Source organism: Pseudomonas sp. GL_091, assembly GCF_057837725.1.
Genome location: NZ_CM174451.1, coordinates 3,969,731 through 3,994,509, shown reverse-complemented (window position 1 = coordinate 3,994,509; position 24,779 = coordinate 3,969,731). Strand labels below are relative to the sequence as shown.

Annotated in this window: 17 protein-coding genes; 2 read left to right on the top strand and 15 right to left on the bottom strand. The window is 61.0% G+C overall.

What is annotated here, in order from left to right:
• The first annotated feature begins 1 nt into the window (after position 1).
• A complete protein-coding gene (glgB, locus tag AC3ITY_RS18195) occupies positions 2–2,233 on the top strand; it encodes a 1,4-alpha-glucan branching protein GlgB (protein ID WP_489304231.1) in 2,232 nt (743 codons plus the stop codon).
• A 149-nt stretch (positions 2,234–2,382) separates the two neighbouring features.
• Here the strand turns inward: glgB and AC3ITY_RS18190 are convergent, their stop codons facing one another.
• The 4 genes from AC3ITY_RS18190 to AC3ITY_RS18175 all read right to left on the bottom strand — a co-directional run bounded on the left by AC3ITY_RS18190 (position 2,383) and on the right by AC3ITY_RS18175 (position 3,967).
• Positions 2,383–2,562, bottom strand: coding sequence for a hypothetical protein (locus AC3ITY_RS18190; RefSeq protein WP_489304229.1), 180 nt, complete (start codon positions 2,560–2,562; stop codon positions 2,383–2,385).
• Between the two features lie 172 nt (positions 2,563–2,734).
• The gene (locus AC3ITY_RS18185; protein ID WP_489304227.1) at positions 2,735–2,986 is read right to left on the bottom strand and encodes a hypothetical protein; all 252 of its coding nucleotides are present in this window, start codon (positions 2,984–2,986) and stop codon (positions 2,735–2,737) included.
• Positions 2,923–3,354, bottom strand: a complete 432-nt coding sequence (locus AC3ITY_RS18180; RefSeq protein ID WP_489304225.1) for an RHS repeat-associated core domain-containing protein — start codon at positions 3,352–3,354, stop codon at positions 2,923–2,925. Before AC3ITY_RS18180 ends, AC3ITY_RS18185 begins: the two co-directional genes overlap by 64 nt.
• Positions 3,338–3,967, bottom strand: coding sequence for a hypothetical protein (locus AC3ITY_RS18175; RefSeq protein WP_489304223.1), 630 nt, complete (start codon positions 3,965–3,967; stop codon positions 3,338–3,340). The genes AC3ITY_RS18180 and AC3ITY_RS18175 overlap by 17 nt, the downstream gene beginning before the upstream one ends.
• A 38-nt stretch (positions 3,968–4,005) precedes the next feature.
• Between AC3ITY_RS18175 and AC3ITY_RS18170 the strand changes: the two genes are divergently transcribed.
• The gene (locus tag AC3ITY_RS18170; protein WP_489304221.1) at positions 4,006–4,653 is read left to right on the top strand and encodes a hypothetical protein; all 648 of its coding nucleotides are present in this window, start codon (positions 4,006–4,008) and stop codon (positions 4,651–4,653) included.
• On the opposite strand, the gene AC3ITY_RS18165 is transcribed toward AC3ITY_RS18170, so the two are convergent.
• The 11 genes from AC3ITY_RS18165 to glgA all read right to left on the bottom strand — a co-directional run bounded on the left by AC3ITY_RS18165 (position 4,581) and on the right by glgA (position 24,568).
• On the bottom strand, positions 4,581–7,298 hold the full coding sequence (locus tag AC3ITY_RS18165; RefSeq protein WP_489304219.1) for an autotransporter family protein: 2,718 nt from the start codon (positions 7,296–7,298) through the stop codon (positions 4,581–4,583). The genes AC3ITY_RS18170 and AC3ITY_RS18165 overlap by 73 nt on opposite strands.
• 314 nt (positions 7,299–7,612) lie before the next feature.
• The gene (locus AC3ITY_RS18160; RefSeq protein ID WP_489304217.1) at positions 7,613–8,680 is read right to left on the bottom strand and encodes an autotransporter domain-containing protein; all 1,068 of its coding nucleotides are present in this window, start codon (positions 8,678–8,680) and stop codon (positions 7,613–7,615) included.
• A 301-nt stretch (positions 8,681–8,981) separates the two neighbouring features.
• Positions 8,982–11,579, bottom strand: coding sequence for an autotransporter family protein (locus AC3ITY_RS18155; protein ID WP_489304215.1), 2,598 nt, complete (start codon positions 11,577–11,579; stop codon positions 8,982–8,984).
• A 181-nt stretch (positions 11,580–11,760) separates the two neighbouring features.
• Entirely contained in the window at positions 11,761–12,561 is an 801-nt protein-coding gene (locus AC3ITY_RS18150; protein ID WP_489304213.1) for an endonuclease/exonuclease/phosphatase family protein, read from the bottom strand.
• A 78-nt stretch (positions 12,562–12,639) separates the two neighbouring features.
• Positions 12,640–13,398, bottom strand: coding sequence for a PIG-L deacetylase family protein (locus tag AC3ITY_RS18145; RefSeq protein ID WP_489310923.1), 759 nt, complete (start codon positions 13,396–13,398; stop codon positions 12,640–12,642).
• Between the two features lie 213 nt (positions 13,399–13,611).
• Positions 13,612–15,774, bottom strand: coding sequence for a glycogen debranching protein GlgX (gene glgX, locus AC3ITY_RS18140; protein ID WP_489304211.1), 2,163 nt, complete (start codon positions 15,772–15,774; stop codon positions 13,612–13,614).
• 192 nt (positions 15,775–15,966) lie between these two features.
• Positions 15,967–16,287, bottom strand: a complete 321-nt coding sequence (locus AC3ITY_RS18135; RefSeq protein ID WP_489304209.1) for a DUF2934 domain-containing protein — start codon at positions 16,285–16,287, stop codon at positions 15,967–15,969.
• A gap of 21 nt (positions 16,288–16,308) precedes the next feature.
• Positions 16,309–19,104 carry a malto-oligosyltrehalose synthase gene (locus tag AC3ITY_RS18130; RefSeq protein WP_489304207.1) on the bottom strand — a complete coding sequence of 932 codons (2,796 nt, stop codon included), beginning with the start codon at positions 19,102–19,104 and terminating at the stop codon, positions 16,309–16,311.
• Positions 19,101–21,179: a 4-alpha-glucanotransferase gene (gene malQ / locus AC3ITY_RS18125; RefSeq protein WP_489304205.1), complete on the bottom strand. Its 2,079-nt coding sequence runs from the start codon at positions 21,177–21,179 to the stop codon at positions 19,101–19,103. The genes AC3ITY_RS18130 and malQ overlap by 4 nt, the downstream gene beginning before the upstream one ends.
• The gene (treZ, locus tag AC3ITY_RS18120; RefSeq protein WP_489304203.1) at positions 21,176–22,972 is read right to left on the bottom strand and encodes a malto-oligosyltrehalose trehalohydrolase; all 1,797 of its coding nucleotides are present in this window, start codon (positions 22,970–22,972) and stop codon (positions 21,176–21,178) included. Before treZ ends, malQ begins: the two co-directional genes overlap by 4 nt.
• Before the next feature lie 12 nt (positions 22,973–22,984).
• Positions 22,985–24,568, bottom strand: coding sequence for a glycogen synthase GlgA (gene glgA / locus AC3ITY_RS18115; protein ID WP_489304201.1), 1,584 nt, complete (start codon positions 24,566–24,568; stop codon positions 22,985–22,987).
• Positions 24,569–24,779 lie beyond the last annotated feature (211 nt).

Here is a 24,779-nt window from a genome sequence, read left to right as displayed (position 1 = left end):
CATGAGTGTCTCGAACAAGGAACAGGGTCATCACAAAGAAGCGCTGCTGCCCAGCGCGCGGGATATCGATGCATTGGTGCGCGCCGAACATATCGATCCTTTCGCCATTCTCGGCCCTCACGCTGATGGTGCCGGTGGGCAATTCATCCGCGCGTATCTGCCGGGCGCCCTGAGTGTGCAGGTGTTGGCCAGGGAGTCCGGCGAAGAGCTCGGTCACCTTGAAGCCACGCAGACGCCGGGGTTGTTCGTCGGGCATTTCCAGCATGCGCAAGCGTATCTGCTGCGCACCCATTGGGCCGGCGGCGAGCAAACCGCAGAAGATCCCTACAGCTTCGGCCCCTTGCTGGGCGAAATGGATTTGTACCTGTTTGCCGAAGGCAATCACCGTGACCTCAGCGGGTGCCTGGGCGCGCAACTGAAAACCGTGGACGGTGTCGACGGCGTGCGTTTCGCCGTGTGGGCACCGAATGCCCGGCGGGTGTCGGTGGTCGGCGACTTCAACGTCTGGGACGGGCGCCGGCACCCGATGCGCCTGCGTCATCCCACCGGAGTCTGGGAATTGTTCATCCCGCGCCTGCAAGCCGGGGACACCTACAAATACGAGATTCTCGGCGCCCATGGCATCCTGCCGTTGAAGGCCGATCCCGTGGCGCTGGCCACCAGCCTGCCACCGGACACCGCTTCGAAAGTCGCCTCACCCTTGAACATCGACTGGCAGGACCAGGACTGGATGTTGTCCCGAGGCGACCGCCACCGGGTGACGGCGCCCTTGTCGATCTACGAATTGCACGCCGGCTCGTGGCAATGTGAGCTGGACGACCTGGGTGAAGTGGCCCGCCAGTACACCTGGCCTGAACTGACCGAACGGCTGATTCCCTATGTCAAAGACCTGGGTTTCACCCACATCGAACTGATGCCGATCATGGAGCACCCGTTCGGCGGTTCGTGGGGTTATCAGTTGCTGTCGCAATTCGCGCCGAGTGCGCGGTATGGCACGCCGGACGAGTTCGCTGCGTTCATCAACGCCTGCCACCAGGCCGAGCTTGGGGTGATTCTCGATTGGGTGCCGGCGCATTTCCCCACCGATACCCACGGCCTGGCCCAGTTCGACGGCACGGCGCTGTATGAGTACGGCAACCCGCAGGAAGGGTTCCACCAGGACTGGGACACGCTGATCTACAACCTGGGTCGCACTGAAGTGCATGGCTACATGCTGGCGTCGGCGCTGCACTGGCTCAAGCATTTCCATGTCGACGGCCTGCGGGTCGATGCGGTGGCCTCGATGCTGTACCGCGACTACTCGCGCAAGGCCGGCGAATGGGTGCCGAACCGCCATGGCGGGCGGGAAAACCTGGAAGCCATCGACTTCCTGCGTCATCTCAATGACGTGGTGGCCCTCGAAGCGCCCGGAGCCTTGGTGATCGCCGAAGAATCCACCGCGTGGCCGGGTGTCAGCCAGGGCACGCAACAGGGCGGGCTGGGCTTTGCCTACAAATGGAACATGGGCTGGATGCACGATTCGCTGCATTACATCCAGCAGGACCCGGTGTACCGCGCCCATCACCACAACGAGCTGAGTTTCGGCCTGGTGTATGCGTGGTCCGAGCGCTTCATCCTGCCGATCTCCCACGACGAAGTGGTGCACGGCAAACACTCGCTGATCGACAAGATGCCCGGCGACCGCTGGCAGAAATTCGCCAACCTGCGGGCCTACCTGAGTTTCATGTGGGCGCATCCGGGCAAGAAGTTGCTGTTCATGGGCTGCGAGTTCGGCCAGTGGCGCGAGTGGAACCATGACCAGCAACTGGACTGGTACCTGTTGCAATACCCCGAGCACAAGGGGGTGCAGAAACTGGTGGCCGACCTCAACCGCTTGTACCGCGAAGAGCCGGCGCTGCATGAGCAGGACGATGTGCCGCAGGGTTTCCAATGGCTGATCGGCGATGACGCGATCAACAGCGTTTATGCGTGGTTGCGCTGGAGCAAGGACGGTAAGCCGCTACTGGTGGTGGCCAACTTTACGCCGGTGCCACGCGAGGCTTATCGCGTAGGGGTGCCGTTTGCCGGGCAGTGGAGCGAGGTGCTCAACAGCGATTCGTCGATCTATGCCGGTTCCAACTACGGCAATAGTGGCGGGGTGCTGGCCGAGGAAACACCGAGCCATGGGCAGGCGTTGTCGTTGGTGTTGAATTTGCCGCCGTTGGCGGTGTTGATGTTAAGACCGGAGGAATAACAGACGCGTGGCCAAAAGGGCGCTGGAATATGACGAACGGGTCGCACTAAGGCAGTAAAGCCCGGTACTCCCGTTTCATTATAATAATCAGCGCCTTTTCAGTTATTTTAATGAGGCATGGCAGTTCGGCTGCCAGTGTGGCCCCGGACTTATTTGAGCTCAATAACAAACTGTTTGTTGTTGGTTTCTCTTCTGCCGACTGCAGTTACCGTAAAGTCTGCATGAGGAGTGAATAAATAGCCCTGTACCTCTGACGCAGAATAGCTGGAGATTACGTTTGAGGCACTAAATCCTTTCATGATGAAAATAGCCGAATTTTCTTTGTCCATAATTTTTTCGGCGAATTTTTTTCTCTTAGTACCGAAAGAAAACTCTTCGAGTAAATTACGGATCCGTCTTGCTGGGCCGCTATGTATGCCTCTAAGCCTGACTCTGTTATGCTCTGGTCTCGATAGTAAGTATTCATTGTTTAGTTGTTTAGTTGTTTAGTTGTTTAGTTGTTTAGTTGTTTAGTTGGTAGAGTTTATAGCTTACCTGTATGGCGCGTTCTGTATCGAAGGCTGCTGCGGAGGCCTCGATATTCTTTTTCATTTCGCGTCCGGCTGCGCCTGAAAACAGCTGATCTCCGTGAGTGGATTCTAGTTGGCGGATTACTTCTTTTTCTTTAATTGATATTTCTCTTCCCGCTTTCATTGCAGTGTTAATTTTGTTTGAACCTTCGGTTGTTGCATAGAGCGCCTTGAATTCAAGCATGTATTTATATTCTTGCGATGGTTTGCGAATTTCTTTTTAGGTATTGCGATTGCTAAACTGCCCATCTGTGCCGTTGCGTCTTCAAGTGGCGGGCTCATTTCCTTTCGAACCCTTCGTATCGCTCTTTCAATCACATCTGCGGGATGTTTATCCTTCTTAGCTATTTCTGCCATGATGCTCAGGGCGATCTCAGGATTTTCATAGTATTTTTCTTGAAAGCCTTTGGAGGCCATGATTGTTCGTGCCAGATCCCCGTGTGGTGTCAAGCCATTTGGATCATGAAGAGCAATGGGGTTATTCCTGACCATTCGATAGAAGTTGAGGCCGTCAATTCCCCACGCCGGATCCGGATTAATCCACCGCTGCAACCACGGCGCGTAATACCTGAACCCGGTTACCGCCGGCGTCGTAGTGATACGTCTGGCTGTAATTGGCAACCTGTTTGGGGTCGAGGGGCAGGGGCTGCAGGCCGGGCAGGGCCGGACCACCGTGGCCGGTCCTGGCCTCCCATCCCGTGGCTTCGATCAACTGATTGAGGGTGTCGTAACGATAGGTCTTGATCGGCTCGATGCGCTGGTTGTTGAAATAGCGGATCGGTTGGGCGGCGTCTTCGATGCTCATCACATTACCGACCGCGTCGTAGCGGTATTTCAGGTCCTGCAGTGGCGTGCCGTTGGTTTTGTGTGCGCTGAGCCGGGTGAGGCGACCATCCGCAGAATCGTAGCAGTGGCGGGTGACGACACCGTTGCTGGCGGTTTGCGAAACGATCTGGCCGGCGGCGTTGTAGTGGAGATCGCTGACCAGCGTCCTCTCACGCTGATCATCACCGCTCAGGGTAAGGCGGGCGTTTTTCCGCTCGGCAGCGACGGTGTAGGCGAAGCTTTGAAGGTTATCCAGTGCATCGATTTGGTGTCGCAGTTCCGTGGTGGGCGCGTAGGTGTGGGAAGTAGTTGCACCCTCGCCGGGTTCAAGCAAGGCCACGCTATCGGCCAGTCGGGCGGGAGGGTGTCGCGCAAAAAATGCCGCGTCTGTTGCAGCACCGCGCCACTGATGCCGAGTTCGCGCAGGTGCAACGTCCCGGCCGGGTCGTCGTGGCGAATCAACTGACCGCACAGATTGTGCGAGACAGCATCGGCACCGACTCCCGCATAACTAAAACGCTCAAGCACATGCTCGGCGACATCTTCGCCACGTTCATGCACGGCCACCGACCGCAGCAGTTCATCGAACTCAGTCTGGGAATGGCTGCCACGCCCGTCCCAAGCCTCGACGCGTTGCCCGGCAGCACCGTGCAACGCCACCCGCCAACCTGCATCCACGCTGTCACTCGACAACTGTGCGCCAGACAAACTGAACACCTGGCGGAGGTTCGCCGGCACCGACGTATCGCTCTGTGCCAAAGCAAACAGATACGGATCGCGGCTAGCCACTGGCCGGCCGGCGGCATCGAAGCGTTGATGCGTGACCCGCGCTTCGAGCGGATCGACTGCCTGCCGTCGGTGGTATTGCACCGCCCTGACCGCCAGGCCTCGCGGATCCATGACGGCAAGGGGCGGCGTGCCCCGATGTGGATGTTCCAGGACCCTGGTCAGCATCAAAAGTCCAGCCTTATTCCGAGTGTCGCCTTGCGTCCGTTCAGTGTATTGCTGTCCAGTTGGGTCTCGTAGCCAGCCTCGCCATACAGGCTCAAAGCGTTCGAAACCTGCACGGTCATACCCATGCTCAGGTCCATGCTCGTGGACTTCTGCTGCGTGTCGATCGCCGTGAAGTTGTTGAAGGTCACCCGGTCGGTACCGGACAAGGTATGCCACACATTGGTTCGCACGTAGGGCAGCAGGGGCATGCCGGCCAGCTGATAGGTGCCGCGCAGTCGGGCACCGAGTCGAGCGGTCACGCTGTTGTCGGCATCGAAGTCGACATCGGAGATGCCATCGTTCTGGCCGTCCAGGGCGCTGTGCTGGTTGATCAGTTGCACTTGCGGCTCAAGAACCCAGGACTGGAAAACCTGCAGTGGATAACCGGCCTCGACGGACAACGTCATGGCGTGGCCGCGGGTGTTGAGCTTGACTGCGCGAATGGACTCGCTGTTGATGTCCAGACCCGTCCACATCAGCACGCTGTCGATATACCAGCCGTAGGGATCGATGAGTGTCCAGTACAGGCCCACGCTATTGCCGCGCAGCGTACTCTTGCCGGCGTCACGGTGCTCGAATCCGCGATTGAAGCCGTCGATGTCGCCTTCTATCCGGCTGTGACCGACAAAGAAACCGACCTTTTGCGTCTGTTCATTGGCGGTGGTCCAGCCGTACAGGTCGCTGCCGACCTGATAACCCGTCATCGAACCGTCCAGACGCGGGTTGACCGTGCCAGCAAAGGTCTGGCGGCTGTTGCTGGCATAAAACCGACCCCAACCGGCCGCCATTGTGCCTGACTGATGCTGTTGGTTCTGATCGCCCTGGCGCTCATGGAAGGTGCCAAGGGCGGCCAGGGTCATCTGCTTGACCGCAGGCAAGAGTGCGGAATACACCGGGACTTCCGGACGAAAGAGTGGAATTGGCGGCTTGCCGGGTTCGGTTCCCGGCAAATCCGGTAAAGTCGGCAGAATTGTGCCACCCGGATCGAGGATGACGCCTGGTAGGGGCACATGAGGGTCTTCCGGGTTGGGCAGGGGCACGTGAGGGTCTTCCGGGTTGGGCAGTGGCACGTGAGGGTCTTCCGGGTTGGGCAAGGGCACGTGAGGATCTTCCGGGTTGGGAAGTGGCACGGGAGGGTCCTCCGGTCCTGGCAGTGGAGGCGCCACGACGGCGGAACGCAAGTACCAGTTCTGGGCTGTGCCAGGGGTGACGCCACCCTTGAACAGATAGTAATCATAGGCTCCGGCGGAAACGGGCCCGGAGGAGGTGAATGCCCGGTCACTGCCCGTGGCGCCATTGAGTGCTTGCACCACCAGGATGCCGTTTTGCCGTGTCAGATCGCCAGGACCGGCGAGGTTAACGATGTCGAGTTTGGTGGAACCTTGCAGCGTACCTCGCTCCACCACCAGTTTGTCGCTGGCAGCATCGTCGCTGGCCAAAACACTCTGCAGGCGCAGTTGCCCATTGTCGCCAAAGTAATTGCCCTGGACCGTAAGTCGGTTGGTCGCAGTGGTGTTTCCGCTGGTCATGTCGATCAGCCCCTTGTTGTTCAAGGTCGCTAACTGTCCGGCGCTGAACGGTGTGATGCTGCCCTGGTCGACCAACAACACACTACCGCCGTGAACATTGAACGTACCGGTGGCGGAAACGCTATCGCCCAGGACGAAATCTCCATTCAGGTTGAAGCGCGAGCCGTTATCCAGATTCACGGTTTCCCAATGGGGGTAGCGTCCCGGGCTGGCGGATTGGCTGTTATCGAACGTCAGGCTATCGTTGCCAGGCCCCCCATCGATGCCCGGTGTCGACGACAGACTGGTTTCGCTGAGATTGTGCAGCAACGCTTGATCGTCGCCCCCGCCCATCAGGATGGCCGAGTGAATCAGCCCGCCGGTATCCCAGGTGAAAATGTCATTGCCGCTGCCACCACGAACCTGGCCATTGATCTCGCCTGCGCTGACCGTGATCGAGTTACCGCCGCCACTGACAATAACGTTTCCACCAACCGTACCGCCCTTGATGTTGACTGAGTTGTTGTCGGTCCCGGCGTCGAGGTCGCCGACGATTCGCCCGCCAAGCATTTCGAATGAGTTAAGGTCCAGATTCATCGCGACCCGGCCAATGCTACCCCCGCTCATGAGGGCCTGTTCACTGTCTTCAACGCTACCGGTAATGGCACCGGTGCTCATCGTAAAGGTGTCATGGCCAGCGCCTTGGGACAGGGAGGTGATGTTGCCTCCGCTTATTGTGAAACTGTCGTTGCCAGCGCCCTGGATGAAGGTGGTGGCTGAACCGGCGCTGACCTGCACGATGTTGTCGCCATCGCCTTGGCGGACTGCACCGCTGATGGCGCCATTGAAGAGCTGCAAGATGTTTGCGCCGTCACCCATGTCCACAGCGCCAATGATGCTGCCTGAACTCATTTGCAGAAGATCATTGCCAGCGCCAAAGGTGACATTGCCATTGATGGTGCCGGTACCGCCTTGCGGAAATGTCAGGCGGTTACTGCCGCTCGGGTCCGAGAGCCCGGAGCTGGTACCGCTGCTGCAAGTAAAGTTGTCATTGCCGGCAGTGGGTACGAGTGTGCAGTCGGCGTGACAAATGAGTGGCCAGCCAGCCATGACCATTAACAACAGGGTGCCAGTGCCCAGGTACTTGAGAGACGAAAGTGCCTTACTCATGATCCATCCTCGCTTGATGGGACGTGCCGTGCCCGCTCCTGCGGGGCAGACCATGGCTATGTCGAAAGCGATACGGATCAGGGACTGCTGATTTCCTGCATCGGAAAACATCGGGCAATGCGACCAGTTGGCATGGTTTTATCGACTGCACATCACAATGCACAGTGCTGTTTCCACGGTATCAACAGGTTGGTCGATGCGCTACTGTCAGAAATAACAGGTATTCACGGCGATTGCGGCGGAGCGTCTACAGAGGAAACACCGAGCCATCAGCAGACGTCCACCCCATCACTGCATCTTTTGAGATCTGTCCCTCACCAGCGCATCCGCACACCCAGGCTGCCAATCAACCCGTTCAGGTCGTTGTCGTCCACGTCGCTGCTGTAGTCGGCGCTGATGTACAGGCTCACGGTTGGAGTGACTCTTGCGACCAGGCCCAGACCCAGTTCGACGGTCGAGGAACTACGGCTACTGCTGATCTTGTCGACCTGATCGAGGGTGACGGTGTTGCCGGTGTACACCGTGTGCCACAAGTTGGTCCGTACGTAAGGTTCGACCGGCAAGCCGTTGATGTCGTAATTGCCTTTCAAGCGCGCGCCAACCCGGCCGCTCCACGAGGTCAGATCAGTTGAAGACGCGTTGCCGGATCCGGCATACGGGGTGTCCAGGCTGATGCGCTGATTGATCAATTGCGCCTGGGGTTCAATCACCCAGTTCTCGCCCAGGCCGATGGGGAAGCCACCCTCGACCGACAGCGTCATCGCGCTGCCCTCAGTGGCTTGTCGGGTCCCTTGTCCGTTGCGGCTGAAGCCGCTGACCCGGCCACCGCTGGCGGTCAGGTCGACGTACCAGCCTTGTGGTCCGGTCAGGCTCCAGTAGGCACCGAGGCTTTGCCCCTGGAGGTTGAGCGTGTCGCTGTTGGGGTGGGACATTGCCGGGGCGATCTGCGCGCCGTTGTGGTTGAGCTGGAGCTGGCTCATGCCGCCGACCAGGCCGATCCTTTGCGTATGGCCGCTGGCGTTTTGCACGGTCAATATCGCCGGGCCTTTGAGTGCGTTGGTGCCGGGGACGGCCAGCCCTTGGGAAAGGTAATCGGTTTGTGCCTGGCGAGAGGGCTGGCCGTAGAGTTGGTCCCAGGTCGTGGGCGCGGCGTCTTCGGTGGTCAGGTTCGAACTGCGTAGATCGGGATGAGCGCTGAATTGACCAGGATAGGTTGCTGCGAGGGTGGGCAGACTGATTGTCGGAATGTCCTGGCGATACCACGGGGCTGTTTCTTGCTCATCAGTGGCGGCTTGTACTTGCATGGTAGAACACAGCAGCAGTGAACTCGACACCGTGCAAAAAGCGACTTTGATCTCCTGTTGGGTGAGTGAAACTTTCATGGCGGTCTACCTTGCAGTCGCAGGCGGTATCTCGCTCTGGCGTCTCTCCTACCCCGAATGAGGGGCGACCGAATGGATTAGGGGGCGTCACGGGCTGCCCGTTTTTACGGGCGCCCGAGGCCGGTCCTGGTGGTGATTCCGGGGGTAGTAATCTGAAGTCAAGAAGACCGAAACGGTCGAGTCAAGAAGATGGCCGATAAGTGGTAACGGTTTAAGTGACTGATTTATGACGTGCCCATAAGTGCTTGTTTGTTCGAAGGATCGTCAAAAAAAAACCTCGGGCTAGAGCGGCTTTCGAGCATTACCACTTCACCCGGACCCCCACGTTACCGAACGTTCCCCGTTGTTGGTTACTGTCGATATTGCTGGTGTAGTCGAGTCCGGCGTACACGCTGACCGAGGCCGCAACGCTCAGCACCATGCCGATACCCAGGTCGGCGGACGAGGTTCGTTGTTGGGTTTCGACCTGATCGAGATGGTCAAAGGTGACCGTATCGGTACCAGTGAAAGTGTGCCAGATGTTGGCCCGCAGATAGGGTTCCAGCGGACGGCCGCCGACCTCGTAGCGACCCTTGAAGCGTGCGCCGACACGGCCGGTCCAGGCACTGTCGGAATCGAACGAGATATGGGAGATGCCGTCGTCCTGACTGTCGAGTTTGACCTTCTGATAAATCGCCTGGACCTGGGGTTCGACCACCCAGTTACCGGTCACCGCGATCGGGTATCCGACTTCTGCCGATAACGTCGTTACGTGGCCGTCATTGTCGATTTTCAGTCCACTTTCGGAGCGATTGTCGCCGTTGAGCCAGGTGTACATGGCCACGGTATCGAGATACGCGCCGGCGGGATCGGTCAGGGTCCAGTAAACGCCAAGGCTGTCGCCTTTCAACTCGACGTTGCCGGAGCGTTTGCCTTCGAAGCCCTGATTGAAACCGTCGACATCGCCTTGCAGGCGGCTGTGGCCGATGAAGAAACCGCTGCGCTGGGTTTGCCCACCCGCCAACTCTGAGCTGAACAGATCATTGCCGACCTGAAAGCCATTGAGCGAGCCATCCAGTCTTGGCGTGACGGTGCCGGCCCAGGTCTGCTCGAGGTTCTTGCCGTAGACCCGCCCCCAACCGGCGCTCAAGGCACCGGTTTGCGTCAGCAGGCGCTGATCGCCCTGACGGTCATGAAAAGTGCCCAATGCTGTCAGGCTCAACTGTGCTGCTGCGGGCGGCACCACCGACCAGGCAGGCACCGCCTCGCGATACAGGGGGATTGGTGCTGCGCCGGGTACGGCGGCCGGTAACACCGGGGCTTCGACCGTCACGACGGCTTCAGCTCCCTGAACCGCGGTGGCCACAACCACCGGCGCGGCCACCGGCACTGCCACGATGGGCACCAGCGTCGGCGGCAAGGCGGGATCAGGGTTGGCGACGGCAACCACTGGCGGCGCCACCACCGAGGAGCGCAAATACCAACTGTTTTCGCTGCCCGGTGTGATACCGCCTTTGAACAGGCGGTAATCGAAGGCGCCAACCGACACCGGGGCTTTGAGGGCGAACGCGGTGTTGTCGCTGACCGCCGTGCCTTGGGCCTGAACCAGCTGGATACCGTTTTGCCGGGTCTGGGCACCCGCGCCGCCAACGTTGGTGACGCTGATCAGGGTGCTGCCGGTCAGCGTTCCGTTGTTGACCACCAGCTTGTCGCTGGGAGAACTGTCATCGCCCACGGCGCTTTGCAACAGCAACTGGCCGCCGTTACCCACGTAATTGCCTTCAACCGTCAGGCTGTCATCGGTGCGCGAGTTGCCACCGGTGAGGTCGATGACCCCGCTGTTGTTCAGGGTAACGAGCCGATCTGCGGTCAATGGCGCGATGCTGCCTTGCACCGACGTCAGTGTGCTGCTGCCATCGACATTGAACACACCCGTGCCGCTGGTGCTGTCACCCAGTTGCAAGTTGCCATCCAGATCGAACCGCGAGCCGTTGACCAGGTTGACGGTTTCCCAGTTGATGTAGCGGGCGGCGCCGGAAGAGGTAGTGTGATCGAAGGTCAGCAGGTCATTGCCGACGCCGCCATTGATGCTCGGGGTGAGGGCGAGGGTGCTTTCGCTGAGGTTGCGCAGGGTGGCGCTGTCGTTGCCGGCCTCCAGCCGTATTTGCGAGCGGATGATCCCGCCGCCGTCCCACACCAGGGTGTCATCGCCGTTGCCGGCGCGGATCTCGCCACCGATTTCCCCGTCGGTGACCGTGATGCTGTCGTTGCCGTTGCTGACACTGATGTTGCCACCGATACGACCCCCGGAAACGATGATGGTATCGGTGCCCAGACCGGTCACCAGGTTGCCGAGGATCTGCCCGCCGGACAAATCGAAAATATTGTTATCGAGCTTCATGTCGACCCGACCGATGGTGCCGCCGGTCATCCTGGCGACGTCGCCGTCCTCGAAGGCACCAACGATGGTGCCGCCGGTCATCAGGAAGGTATCGTGGCCGTCGCCTTGGGCCAGGGACTGAAGGGTCCCGCCAGACATGACGAAATTATCGATGCCATTGCCCTGGCTGACCGCCCCGGTGACTTGCCCGGCGCTGATCGTGAAACTATCCGCCCCGTCGCCCTGATTCACAGAGCCGGCCACGGTGCCGGACGCCATGTTCACTGTGTCGGCGCCGGCGCCGAAGGTCACGTTACCGTTGATCTTGCCGGTGCCAGTGGCGGGGAAGGTCAGGGTGTTATTGCCCGACAAATCGGTCAACGGCCCACTGGTGGCGCTGTCGCAGACGAAGTTGTCGTTGCCGGCGGTGGGTGTGAGTGTGCAGGCGGCGTAGGCTGCCAGGGGCCAATTCGCACATAACCAGATTGAGAACAGGCAGGCGCCGAAGCGGTATTTGGGCAGATCTGTCGAAAACTCCATGCTTGCCTCCGCGATGGGATCAACGTCCATTCCTTTGGTCGCCAGGAATGGCCAGGACCGACTGCGCCTACCGGCATCGGCAGGGCATCATCAACGTAGCAGGCACTGCTTCAATGTGGCTACTGTCAGAAATAACAGGTGGGGGGTGTTTTCACAGCACCAGACGCCTGATGGTCGTGGTTCAGAGATGCACTTCAACCGCCAACGGCAAATGGTCAGAAAGGTGCGTCCACGGCTTGTGCCCAAGTATTTGCGGCTCATGGCTGCTGGCGTTGCGCAGGTAAACGCGGTCCAGGCGCAACAAGGGAAATCGCGCGGGGTAGGTTTTGGCCGGACGACCATGGTGGCGTTCGAAGGCTTCGTGCAAGTAATCGCGGCGGGCCAGGGCGGCATTGCCCTGCATCTGCCAGTCGTTGAAGTCGCCGGCAATGATCACCGGCGCATCATCCGGCAGGGACTCGAGGAGCTGGCAGAGCAACTGCAACTGCAGCTGACGATGACTTTCCAGCAGGCTGAGGTGCACGCAGATGGCATGCACTTCGCTATGCCCCGGCACGTCCAGCACGCAATGCAGTAAGCCACGGCGTTCGGGGCCGGTAATGGAAACATCCAGGTTTCGATACTCGCGGATCGGGTATTTCGACAGCAGGGCATTGCCATGATGACCGTCGGGATAGACGGCATTGCGCCCATAGGCGAAGTCGCTCCACATGCTGTCGGCAAGGAATTCATATTGCGAGGTTTGTGGCCAATCGTTGTAGCGGGAGGAGTGGCGGTCGTGCTCACCGACGACTTCTTGCAGAAACACCAGGTCTGCCGATGTACTGCGCACCGCTTCACGCAGCTCGGGGAGGACGAAACGCCGGTTGAGTGCGGTAAACCCCTTATGGGTGTTGACCGTCAGCACGCGAAGCCGATGAATCGCCGGGGGGGTATTCAACGGCGTTGATTCGGCTGCCTGCCGTTTTGAATGACTGGCCACATGCACTCCTCTGATTCAGGGCTGCTTATGTATGCGACTGATGCGACAGCAGGCAGTTCAGTCTGGTGGGTTGCGCTTTCAAACCAAGACAATTTCATAAGGCAAACGGATACGCTCCAGCAGCGTCCGGGGCAGCAACGGCGCAAGGCCGATGGCCGGTTCGCCGTCGAGTTGGCTGGCGTAGGCGTGGGTGGCGTGGCTCTTGCGGGCGACGGTCCAGGTATCCAGGCGCACCTTGCGGGCACGGTGCCAGGGAATCAGCTCCCGGTCCCGTGCCGGCCAGTGCCAGGCCCAGAACGGTACGTCGTTGTAGGTTGCCCCTACGTTGGCTGCCGCCCTGGCGCTGGCGCGGCCAACGGTGTCGTGGTCGACGTTGCCGTCCTCGCGCCAGGTGCTGAACACCACATCACCGGGGCGCAGGTAGCGCGTGATGAATTGGGCGATCTGATCTTCGTGCTCCACCAGCGCATTGTCCGTAAACCCGCCACGAATCCACTTCAGGCTGTGCATCGGCAAATCGAGTCGGCGGATGGCTTCCACGCTTTCCTGGGGACGAAATACGCTGAGGCGTTTTTCCGACCACTGCCGAGAGCCCGGATGGCTGGCGCTGCCGTCGGTGATCGAGATCAATTGCAGGGGGTGGCCCAGGTTGCTGAGCAATTGCAGCAGGCCGCCGCAGGTCACGACTTCATCGCCGGGGTGCGGGGCAATGAGCACCGCGCGTGCGCCGGTGGGCACCAGGGATTGGGTGCTGATGACCGGGATGCTGTCCAGTTGCGGGGCGCTGTTCCAGATCTGTGATGGCAGGCTGGCTTCGCTCAGGGAAACGGATTTCATGGTGGATACGTCCTTGTTCTGCATCGCCTTCAGTCGTGCACGGGACAAGCCCGGCAGACCCGTGAGGGCTCGTTGATAGCGGTGCGACAAGCCAAACCCTGGATTGCCGCGAATCGAGTATTGCTCATGTAACGCTATTCGTCGCGTCGCGAGCTTATCCAGAATGATTTTTCCGCTCTGCGGTGATGCAGCCATGAATCCCTGAAGTCTCCTTTACTCTTCTTCCTCATGCTGCAACTCGAACAGCAGCAACGAGCGGCCGGTGACCGAGTACTCGTGGCCAAACTCGAAGCGTTCCTGGCCACGGATCGACGGTTGGTTGGTGTCGATCATGCAGGTCCAGAAACCGCCGTCAGGCACTTCCGGTAGCCGGAAATTGACGATGTCGTGATGCGCGTTGACCACCAGCATCAACGTTGCGTCGATGCCTTTGCGGCGAATGCCGGTTTCCTGGGCGCGGCCATCGAGCAGCATGCCCAGGCAACGATTGTGCGCATCGTGCCAATGCCTGGTGGTCATTTCCGTGCCGTCCGGCGCCACCCAGGTCACGTCCTTGACGCCGATTTCCTCGTTGTAATTACCCACCAGGAAACGCCCGCGCCGCAGGACCGGATACGTCAGGCGCAACTTGATCAGGCGTTTGACGAACTTGAGCAGGGCCTTGCCGTCTTCGCTGAGGTCCCAGTTGACCCAGCCGATCTCGCTGTCCTGGCAGTACGCATTGTTGTTGCCGTCCTGGGTGCGGGCGAACTCGTCGCCGGCCACCAGCATCGGCGTGCCCTGGGCCAGCAGCAGGGTGGCGAAGAAATTGCGCATCTGCCGATGGCGCAGCGCGTTGATGTCGGGGTCGTCGGTGGGGCCTTCGACGCCGTGGTTCCACGACAGGTTGTTGTTGCTGCCGTCCTGATTGTCTTCGTCGTTGGCTTCGTTGTGCTTGTCGTTGTACGACACCAGGTCATTGAGGGTGAAGCCGTCATGGGCGGTGACGAAGTTCACCGATGAGTAGGGGCGGCGTCCACGTTGATTGAACATTTCGCCCGAAGCGGTCAGGCGGCTGGCAAAGTCCGCCAGTTGACCGTCGTCGCCTTTCCAGAAGGCGCGCACGGTGTCGCGGAACTTGTCGTTCCACTCGACCCAGCCCGGAGGAAAGTTGCCGACCTGATAACCACCGGGGCCACAGTCCCAGGGTTCGGCGATCAGTTTGACCTGGCGCAGCACCGGGTCCTGGCGGCAGGCCACGAGGAAACTGTGGCGTTCGTCGAAACCGTCGTGGTAACGCCCCAGAATGGTCGCCAGGTCGAAGCGGAAGCCGTCCACGTGCATTTCCGAGGCCCAATAGCGCAAGGAGTCGGTGACCATTTGCAGCACGCACGGGTGGCTCAGGTCGAGGGTGTTGCCGGTGCCGGAATCGTTGATATAGAAACGCTTGTCATCGGGCTTGAGGCGGTAGTAGGACGCATTGTCGATGCCGCGCATGGACAGGGTCGGGCCTTGCTCGTTGCCCTCGGCGGTGTGGTTGTAGACCACGTCGAGGATCACCTCCAGATTGGCTTCGTGCAGGTGCGCGACCATTTCCTTGAATTCGGCGATCTTGCCGCTGGCCAGGTAACGCGGGTCGGGGGCGAAGAACGCAATGCTGTTGTAGCCCCAATAGTTGGTCATGCCCTTGTGCAGCAGATGCTGGTCGTTGACGAACGCGTGGATCGGCAGCAACTCCACAGTCGACACGCCGAGCTTGCGGATGTGCTCCACCACATCATCGACCATCAACCCGGCAAAGGTGCCGCGCAGGTTTTCGGGGACGGCGGGGTGGCGCATGCTGAAGCCGCGCACATGGGTCTCATAGATGATCGTCTTGTCCCACGGCACGCTGACACGATGGTCGTGGCCCCAGGTGTGCGCCGGGTCGATGACCTTGCATTTGGGCACGAAGGGCGCGCTGTCCCGTTCATCGAAGCTGAGGTCGGCGTCGGGGTGGCCGATGGTGTAGCCGAACAGCGCTTCGGACCATTTCAGCTTGCCGACCAGTTGTTTGGCGTAGGGGTCGATCAGCAGTTTGTTGGGGTTGAAGCGATGGCCGTTGGCCGGGTCATACGGACCGTACACGCGATAGCCGTAGATCAACCCCGGATGGGCGTCGGGCAGGTAGCCGTGGTAGATCTCGTCGGTGTATTCGGGCAGTTCGATGCGTTCGAGTTCAACCTCGCCGGCGTCGTCGAACAGGCACAGTTCAACCTTGGTGGCGTGAGCGGAAAACAGCGCGAAGTTGACGCCCAGTCCATCCCAGGTGGCACCCAGCGGAAAGGGCAGGCCTTCGCGGATTCGTGTAGTTTCGGCACGAGGGGCTGGCGCGGCGGCTTTCTTCGGACTGGGCATAGGTACTCCTGGGTAAAAATACTCGCTGATCAGCACCGCAACCTGTGGGAGCGGGCTTGCTCGCGAAAGCGGTATGTCAGACAAAATTGATGTCGACGGACACTCCCTCTTCGCGAGCAAGCCCGCTCCCACAGGTATGTTTTTGGGCACGCGATCGCGTCACGAGCCCAATCAGGTCAAACGCCGTGCGCTTCAAACCGCTGGCGGTTTTCGCGCAGCCCGGGGCTTTTTCTCGACAGCTTTTTCTCCCGGCGGGATCACCTTCGAAGCCGCCGCCGGTTTGGCCTTGGTTTTTGGCGCGGCGACCTTGGCATCGCCAGCCTTGCCATTGGCCGTTTTGCTGACCGGGGTTTTGCTCGTGGCTGCCTTGGCCGGTTTTTTCGGGGCCAGGGCTTCGGCTTCCGCCAGTTTGCACGCCATCTCCCAGTGGCGGGCTTCCTGGCCTTCGGGTTTTCCTTCGGATTCCCAGATCTGATAGGCGAATTCGCGGATGCGTTTATCGTCGGTGCTCATCGTAATGCTCCTGAACTGAACTCAAGTGTGGGCAGTTTGAAAAATGAGATTGACCGGGAAATCCCCCAGCGCGGTGCTGATCAGCAGCTCCCTGTGTTTTGTGACTGTGATGCCGGAAAAAAGTCCCTGCAGATATTCGTCAGGGACAGTGAACGGCAACTTGACACGAGTATCGCCCCACCGCGGCGCGTGGACCCGTGGTTCGGCACCGTTTTCCAGCAGTTCGGCACAACGTATCGGCACAATCACGATGGCGCGTTTTCCCTCCTGTTCACGGACAAAACCCAGCACTCGATGGGCCTCGCTGCCCACCACTTCCAGGGCCTGGTAGGTGCCACGCCGAAACAGCTCGGCATGTTCGGCACGCAGGTTCAAGGTACGCGCGATCAAGGCTTGCTTGATGCGCCCGTCACGCCAGTTCGCCAGCAGGTCAGGCAGATCAACCGGTTGTTGCATCGCCTGCTGGCGGCACGAGTAATCCACCGGTCGACGGTTGTCCGGATCGACCAGGCTGAAGTCCCAGAAATCGTTGCCCTGATACAGATCCGGTACGCCGGGCACGGTCATGCGCAGCAAGGTTTGCGCCAAACCGTTGAGTGCGCCGGGGGCGGCAATCGAGCGGGCAGCCTTGGCCAGGGCGGTACGCAACAGTTCGCCTTCGGGGCTCAGCAACAGGCGCTGGATGAAGTCCTCGCTCGCTTGCTCGTAAGGGTCATTGGGTGCGCTCCAGCTGCTTTGCAGTTTGGCTTCGCGCAGGGCCTTGCGCTGCCACTGGCAGAGGCGTTGTGCGTAGTCCTCGAGGGCCGGCGGATGATCGATAGACAACTCCAGCGGCCAACTGCCGAGGATCGCCTGGTACAGAATCAATTCATCCCCCGTCGATGGCATCTGATCGTCGTTGCGCATGGGCCGGGCGAGGGCGCGCCACACGCCGATCTGGTCGGCGTACCAGCCGCTGCGCTCGCTCAGTACCGCCAGCCGCGCGCGCGAATCTTCCCCGCGTTTGTGGTCGTGGGTGGCGCTGGCCAGCAGATTGTCCGGGAAGGTGTCGAGGCGCTCGATGCAGGCCTGATGAAAGTCGGCGAGCGGTGCGCTGAACTGCTCGGTGTTGAAGCCAACGTCATTGCGCGAGAGCAGGACGGCCGAACGATAGAACGCGGTGTCTTCCACCGCTTTCGCCGCTGCGGGCGAGGTCAGTTGCTGGAAACGTACACAGGCGTGCTTCAGACGTTTACGCTCGCGACCGGCCGGGCGCTGCCGCCAGGGTTCACCGCCGAGCCAGCCGGCCAGGCAGTCGAGCACCGGCCAGTCGCCTTCGCCGAGGGTCTGGCGGGCGCCGTCCAAGGCCTGGCGGAAAAACATCTCGTCCTGGTCCGAGCGGCCAAGGGGGCCGATGTAAGTGCGGTACACCGGGAAATGCACGATCAGCGCCTGCAAGGCCCGGCGAATGGCACCGAGGGTCAGGTCGCGGGTCATGAGGTTGTCCCGGGCCACTTGCAGCAAGGCCTGGGCGACGCTTTCGAAATCTCCGGCCAGGGAACCACTGAGGATTTGCTGGCGGGCCAGTTGTGCTTCCTGGCAGAAGTCGGGGGGCCGCTCGCTGTGACGGTGCCAGAGTTCAGCCAGTGTCTGCGCGCCCCGTGGATCGTGTTGCAGCAGTGACAACTGGTTCATGAATTCGTAACCGGTAGTGCCGTCCACCGACCAGTCGCGATGCAGGGTTTCGCCTTCGCCGAGGATCTTTTCGACATGGATGGGCAGGTGGTGGCCCGCCGAAAGGCTGTCGACCCGGCGGCGTAGTTTGCGGCAGTAGCCCCGCGGGTCGGCGAGGCCGTCGATGTGGTCGATGCGCAACCCGTCGATCAGCCCTTCAGCCACCAGTTGGAAGATCTTCGCGTGGGTGGCTTCGAACACGGCGGGACGCTCGACCCGCAGTCCGCCGAGTTCATTGATATCAAAGAAGCGCCGCCAGTTGATGTCATCGGCGGCGGTGCGCCAACTGGCCAGGCGATAGCTCTGGTGCTCCAGCAGGTTGTGCAGGCGCTGGAAGCCTTCGCCGGTCAGTGAGTCGTAGTTTTTCAGGTGTTGCTCGATGGCTTGGGCAAGGGCCGGATCGCTGACCAGGTCGCGAAGTTCTGCTTTTAGCGGCAGGGCCAGGCTGTGGGCGTCGGTCTGGTAGCTCAGGGTGCTGAAGCGATCGGCCAGGTTTTTCAGTTGTTCGGCCTGTTGCGTATCGAGCGGTGCATCGGTCCTGAGCAGCTCCCCGTAATCGCTGGGGCAAATCGGAAAACGGTGTTCGTAGTGCTCGACATGGAAGGTGCCGTGCCAGGCATCGAAGCGCAAGGGCAGGGTGCCGTCCTGCAACGCGACGCCGTAGTCGCTGCCCAGAAACGGCAGGAGCAACTGGCCTTCCATCAACGGGTCGGGTGAGTGCCACTGGATATCGAAAAACTCGCCGTAAGGGCTCAGGCGCCCCCACTCCAGCAAATCCAGCCACCAGGGATTGTCACTGCCGCCAACCGCCATGTGGTTGGAGACGACGTCGAGGATCAACCCCATGTTGTGCCCGTGCAAGACACTGACCAGACTACGCAGCGCCGCCTCACCGCCCAGTTCCGGATTGACCCTGGTCGGGTCCACCACGTCATAGCCATGCATCGACCCGGCGCGGGCGCGAAGCAGCGGGGAGGCGTAGACATGGCTGATGCCGAGACGGGCGAAATACGGCACCAGTGGCACCGCATCTTCGAGCGTGAAGCCTTTGTGAAATTGCAGGCGCAAGGTGGCGCGCAGTGGACGGGTCGGCACTTGGGTCATCGATCACGCTCGGCCGCCTGGAGTCGCGCACAGGCGAGCAATTCCAGGCGTCGCGCGGCATCCGCTCCATCGAGCAGGGCTTCGCTGTAACCGGGCAAGCGCCGCGACCAGTTGGGGTGGGTGTCGATGGTGCCGGGCAGGTTGGCTTGCTGTTCGACGCCAAGGGCATCTTCCAGCGGCAGCAACACCAACGGTGCCCGGGTATGACCGAGAAAACGCACGCTGGCATCGAGCACCTGGTCGGTTTCGTGTGACTCTTCGCGAAAGTTCTGCGGGTCCTGGCTCAACGCCCGGCGCAGGCCTTCGCGCTCGCGCTCGCGGTGCTGGCGCCATTCGATTTCAGCGCTGGCGTCAACCATGCCGAGCCGGGCGTTCCAGTCGATATCGCGACCATGCCACCAGCCGTTGAGGGTGGGCAGGTCATGGGTGCTGGTGGTGGCCAGGGCGTTGTCCGGCCAGTCGAGGATCGGCTTGAAGTGCGTGTTGTCCTGTTCGAACAGCAACACCCGCATGCCGAGTATCGAACGGGCGATGAGTTTTTCCCGCAGGCCATCCTGCACGGTGCCGAGGTCTTCGCCGAGGACGATGGCCTGGTGACGATGGGATTCCAGGGTCAGCAAACGCAGCAGATCGTCCACCGGGTAATACAGGTAGGCGCCGTCGGCCGGCGGCGAGCCATTGGGGATTACCCACAAACGTTGCAAGCCCATGACGTGATCGATGCGCAAGCCACCGGAGTGGGCGAAGTTGGCCCGCAACATTTCGATGAAGGCCCGGAAACCATTGCGCACCAGACCTTCAGGGGAGAACGCGGAAATCCCCCAGCCCTGGCCAGTGCGGTTGAGAATGTCCGGCGGTGCACCGACGGTGAGGGACGCGAGCAGTTCGTCCTGACGGCTCCAGGCCTGGCTGCCGCCGCCATCGGCGCCAACGGCCAGATCGGCGATCAGGCCGATACTCATGCCGCTGGCGCGGGCGGCGGTTTGCGCGCGCTCCAGACAGCGCGTGATCAGCCACTGACAGAAGGCGAAGAAGCCGATGCGCCCGGCATTCTCTTCGGCGAATGCCGCCAGTTCGGCGCTGCGCGGGTTGCGCCAGGGTTCGGGCCACTGCCGCCAGTCGAGGTGTTCACCGTGGGCAGCGCGCGCCTCCTGGATGGCTTCGAAGCGACAGTGGTTTTCCAGCGCTTCGCCAGCGGCGTGACGAAAACTGCTGAAGTCTTCGTGCAACGGGTGTTCGCCGTGGACGAAACCCTCGTACAGCGACTGCAGCAACCGATGCTTGGCATCGGCGGCGGCCGGCCAGTCAATCAGCGGACGCTCTTCCAGCGCCTTGAGTTCAATGGCCAGTCCGGTTGCATCAATGGCGGTGCGCAGTGCGCGTTCGCCGAGAATGGTGCCGGGGGCGCAGTAAAGGCTGTTGAGAAACAAACGGCTGGACGGCGAATAAGGGCTGTAGCGTTGGGTGTCACTGGAAAACATCGCATGCAAGGGGCTGATCGCCAGCGCCTCGGCACCACGCTCACCGGCCACCCGGGCAAGGTCTTCCAGCGCCTGGGTGTCACCAAACCCGCCATCGCCGGGGCGGCGCAATCCATACAACTGCACGCTCAGGCCCCAGGCACGAGGGATGGGGTTGTCCACGGCATCGGCCACGCTGTAGCAACGGGTGGGGGCTACGGCCAGGGTGAAGCTTTGTCCGTCGATGCTGACCTGTTGATAGCCGACCGGTACCAGCCCCGGCAGCACCGCGTTGGCGTCCAGTTTCAGGTTGAGCCGCGAACCGTCCTCCAGGTGGATTTCGCAAGGAGTTCCAGGCTCGAAAAAACGCGCGAGGTCCAGGCCAGTCCCCACATCGGCGGTGATCAATGGCGGCAAGTGATGGGTCTGTTGCGCCGCTTGCAATTCCAGCAGGCTGGCGTCGATTTCCTGGGCACTGCCGGCCGGGTGGCCAAGGCCGGTCAGCACGTTACGCAACACTGATGGCGCGACTTTTTGCGGGCGGCCGTTGGCGTCGATCCAGTCGACTGCGAGACCGGCACGGCTGGCCAGGATTTCCAGTTGCGCATCACTCATGGACGCTCTCCAAACGAGGTAGCAAAGGGGGCTGCGGCGGCGAGGCTGACGAGCGCGCAATACGGGGCAAGGGTGTTTGGGTCCGGCAGGTCGGGGCTCTGTGGCGGGTATTCGAACAACCGCATGGCACTGGTCTGTGAGGTGTGGACTACGGGCCTGGCGCCGAGGTTCAGGTCAATGCGCAGTTGGCTGCCATCGCCCAAACGCCAGGATGCACTGACCGCGCCTTCGCCCAGCACATCGGCTCCCAGTGCCTGGGCGCCCGGCAGGCGCGGGATGATGTGCTGGTGACGGATCTGCAACAGTCGGCAATACAGGTCGTGCATCTCGCATTGGCCGGTTGATGGCAGGACCGGGCGCGACGCTGCAAACGTCTGCGGATCATTCGGGTCCGGAATGTGTTCACGCTGGCTAGGGTCGGCAAAGGCGCTGAATGCTGCGAATTCGTTGCGCCGGCCGTCGCGAACCTGCTTGGCCAATTCACCGTGATGGCTGGTGAAAAACAGGAAGGGTTGCTCGACGGCAAACTCGTCGCCCATGAACAGCAGCGGAATCATCGGCGACAACAGCAGCAACACCGTGGCGGCCCGCAGCGCTTGCGGGTGGGCGAGTTGATGCAGGCGCTCGCCGAATGCCCGGTTGCCGATCTGGTCATGGTTCTGCAAAAACAGGATGAATGCACTGGGCGGCAGATGCCCGCTGGGGTCACCCCGCGCCACTCCATGGCGGTTGAGATGGCCCTGGAACACGAAACCCTGGCTCAGGCAGCGCGCCAGTTGTTCGGTGGGGTTTTGTGCGTAGTCGGCGTAATAGGCGTCGGTTTCGCCGGTCAGCAACACATGCAGGGCATTGTGGCCGTCATCGTTCCACTGTGCGTCGTAGCCCTGTTCGAGCAGGCTGGCCTGGTTGTGTTCGTTCTCCACCATTAGCCACACATGCCGCGCCGGTCCCGTCTGCTGGTGCACCCGTCGTGCCAGTTCCTGGAGGAAATTCGGGTCTTCGATGGCGTGCACCGCGTCCAGGCGCAAACCGTCGAAACGGTATTCCAGCAGCCACATCAAGGCGTTTTCGATGAAAAAGTCCCGTACTTCACAACGGCGGAAGTCGATGGCTGCGCCCCACGGCGTGTGTTTGTCTTCGCGAAAGAAACCCTTGGCATATCGATGCAGGTAATTGCCGTCCGGGCCGAAGTGGTTGTAGACCACGTCGAGAATTACCGCCAGCCCATGGCCGTGGGCGGTGTCGATCAAGTGCTTGAGCTGCTCGGGAGAGCCGTATGAAGCCTGGGGCGCGTAGGGCAGGACGCCGTCATAACCCCAATTGCGCTCACCGGGAAACTGCGCGATGGGCATCAGTTCGATCGCGGTGACACCCAGTTCGACCAGGCGTGCCAGATGCTGCTCGACGGCGCTGAAGCCGCCGAGCGCACCGATATGCAATTCGTAGATCACCGCTTCGTTCCACGGCCGTCCCAGCCAGGCACTGTGTTGCCAGGCATAGGCCAGCGGATCGACCACCACACTGTGTCGGTCGATGTCTCCGGCCTGAGCGCGGGAGGCCGGGTCGGGCACTTCCAGTTCGCCGTCGATGCTGTAGCGGTAACGCGTGCCCGCCGCGCATCGGATGTTGCTCACGAACCAGCCGTCGGCCTGGGGCAGCAACGGCAAGGACTGTCCATTTTCCAGTTCGACACTGACGTAAAACGCATCTGGCGCCCACAACGCAAATCGCGTGTGCTCTGCGTCCAGCATGATTGCGCCGTGGGGCCAGGTCTCAAGGGTCCGTAACGGCATCTTGAAAGCCTCTTACTGTTTGTTCGATTTCCCCAATGCTTTAGCCACAAGCTGCTCGTAGAGCTCGGCGTAGGGTTCGACCGCCTTGCACCAGTTGAACGGCGCTGCCATGGCCCGGCAGCGCATGGCGTGCAGCAGGTCGGGAAAGGCGAACACCTTGAACGCGCGGCTCAGGGCTTCCTGGTAGCTCTGCACCGTGGATTCATCGAACAGGAAACCGGTCACGCCGTTTTCGATGGTGTCGGCCAGGCCACCGGTGTTGCGTGCCACCGGCAACGAGCCGAAGCGCTGGGCGTACATCTGGCTCAGGCCGCATGGCTCGTAACGCGAAGGCATCAGCAGGAAGTCGCTGCCGGCGAACATGCGCCGGGCGTCGGTTTCGTTGAAGCCGATGCGCACGCCGATCTGCCCGGGGAAACGCAGGGCCAGTTCGCGCATCGACTGTTCTTCTTCCGGCTCGCCACGGCCGATGATCGCGATCTGCCCGCCGTTTTTGACGATGTACTCGGACACCGCTTCGGTCAGGTCCAGGCCTTTCTGGTAGACCAGGCGCGAAACTACGGCGAACAGCGGCCCTTCGGAATCTTCCAGGCCGAACAGCTCGCGGACGTGGGCGGCGTTCACGGCCTTGCCATCCCAGTCGCCGATGTTGAACGGGCAGAACAGGTGCGGATCAGTCGCCGCATCCCAGCTTTCATCGATGCCGTTGGGAATGCCGCTGAGCAGGCCTTGCTGGGTCTTGGCGGCGAGGAAGCCGTCGAGACCGCAGCCGAAGTCCGGGGTGGTGATTTCCTGGGCGTAGGTCGCGCTGACCGTGGTGATGTGGCTCGAATAGGCCATGCCGGCCTTGAGGAACGACATCTTGCCGTAAAACTCCATGCCTTCCTGTTGCAGCGCGTGATGGGGAATGCCCAGTTCGGGGCACGAGCCCAGGCTGGTCACGCCTTGATAGGCCAGGTTGTGAATGGTGAACAGTGTTGGCGTGCGTTGCCCACGCCAGTGCATGTAGGCCGGGGCCAGGCCGGCGGGCCAGTCGTGGGCGTGCACCAGGTCCGGGCACCAGTGGATCTGCGCGAGGTTGGCGGCGATGTCGGCAGCCGCCAGGCCGAGGCGGGCGAAACGGATATGGTTGTCCGGCCAGTCGCGGCCGTTGTTGGCGCCGTAGGGTGAACCTTCGCGCTCGTAGAGTTCGGGGCAGATCAGTACGTAAATGACCAGACCATCGGGCATGTCCATGCGCCCGATCTTGCACGGTGGCAACGCAGCATGACCGCCAAGCTCACCGATGATATGGATGGGGTTCTCGCTGTGCAGCACCTGTGGGTAACCCGGGATCAACACCCGCACGTCGTGCAGATGGGCCATGGCCCGTGGCAGCGCCGCGGAAACGTCACCCAGGCCACCGGTTTTCACCAGGTCGGCTATTTCGGAGGTGACGAACAAGACTTTTTTACGGTTCGGATTGTGCTTGGCTGCCGGGGTCAGGGTCCTGGTGCCAGGAGCGCTGACGGGTTGGGTGTTTGCGGCAGTTACGGCGCTCGATTCGCCGACTTGATGAGCACGCTCTCCCTGTATTTCCAAAGCCGTACTGATCATATGAATCTCCCGTGTTGTTGATCTAATTCTTAGGTCTGGCAAACGGTGTTCCAAGGCCAATTCCCGTGGCCGGCGCAAACGCGCTACGCATCAGTGAGCAAGCGCTGCCCAATGCGTCGAAGCAAAAGGGGTGAATGAGCCATTGCAAAGATTGCACCAGTCGCAACGCACCTTCTTTTCAGAGGACCGATCGGGATTGGAAAAAGTTTCG

Coding starts and splice junctions, on each gene's coding strand:
- treZ (WP_489304203.1), bottom strand. CDS start 22,972: ATGCCGTTACGGACCCTTGAGACCTGGCCCCACGGCGCAATCATGCTG.
- AC3ITY_RS18130 (WP_489304207.1), bottom strand. CDS start 19,104: ATGACCCAAGTGCCGACCCGTCCACTGCGCGCCACCTTGCGCCTGCAA.
- AC3ITY_RS18170 (WP_489304221.1), top strand. CDS start 4,006: ATGCCGCGTCTGTTGCAGCACCGCGCCACTGATGCCGAGTTCGCGCAG.
- AC3ITY_RS18135 (WP_489304209.1), bottom strand. CDS start 16,287: ATGAGCACCGACGATAAACGCATCCGCGAATTCGCCTATCAGATCTGG.
- AC3ITY_RS18190 (WP_489304229.1), bottom strand. CDS start 2,562: ATGGACAAAGAAAATTCGGCTATTTTCATCATGAAAGGATTTAGTGCC.
- AC3ITY_RS18160 (WP_489304217.1), bottom strand. CDS start 8,680: ATGAAAGTTTCACTCACCCAACAGGAGATCAAAGTCGCTTTTTGCACG.
- AC3ITY_RS18185 (WP_489304227.1), bottom strand. CDS start 2,986: ATGCTTGAATTCAAGGCGCTCTATGCAACAACCGAAGGTTCAAACAAA.
- AC3ITY_RS18145 (WP_489310923.1), bottom strand. CDS start 13,398: ATGAAATCCGTTTCCCTGAGCGAAGCCAGCCTGCCATCACAGATCTGG.
- glgA (WP_489304201.1), bottom strand. CDS start 24,568: ATGATCAGTACGGCTTTGGAAATACAGGGAGAGCGTGCTCATCAAGTC.
- glgB (WP_489304231.1), top strand. CDS start 2: ATGAGTGTCTCGAACAAGGAACAGGGTCATCACAAAGAAGCGCTGCTG.
- AC3ITY_RS18165 (WP_489304219.1), bottom strand. CDS start 7,298: ATGAGTAAGGCACTTTCGTCTCTCAAGTACCTGGGCACTGGCACCCTG.
- malQ (WP_489304205.1), bottom strand. CDS start 21,179: ATGAGTGATGCGCAACTGGAAATCCTGGCCAGCCGTGCCGGTCTCGCA.
- AC3ITY_RS18155 (WP_489304215.1), bottom strand. CDS start 11,579: ATGGAGTTTTCGACAGATCTGCCCAAATACCGCTTCGGCGCCTGCCTG.
- glgX (WP_489304211.1), bottom strand. CDS start 15,774: ATGCCCAGTCCGAAGAAAGCCGCCGCGCCAGCCCCTCGTGCCGAAACT.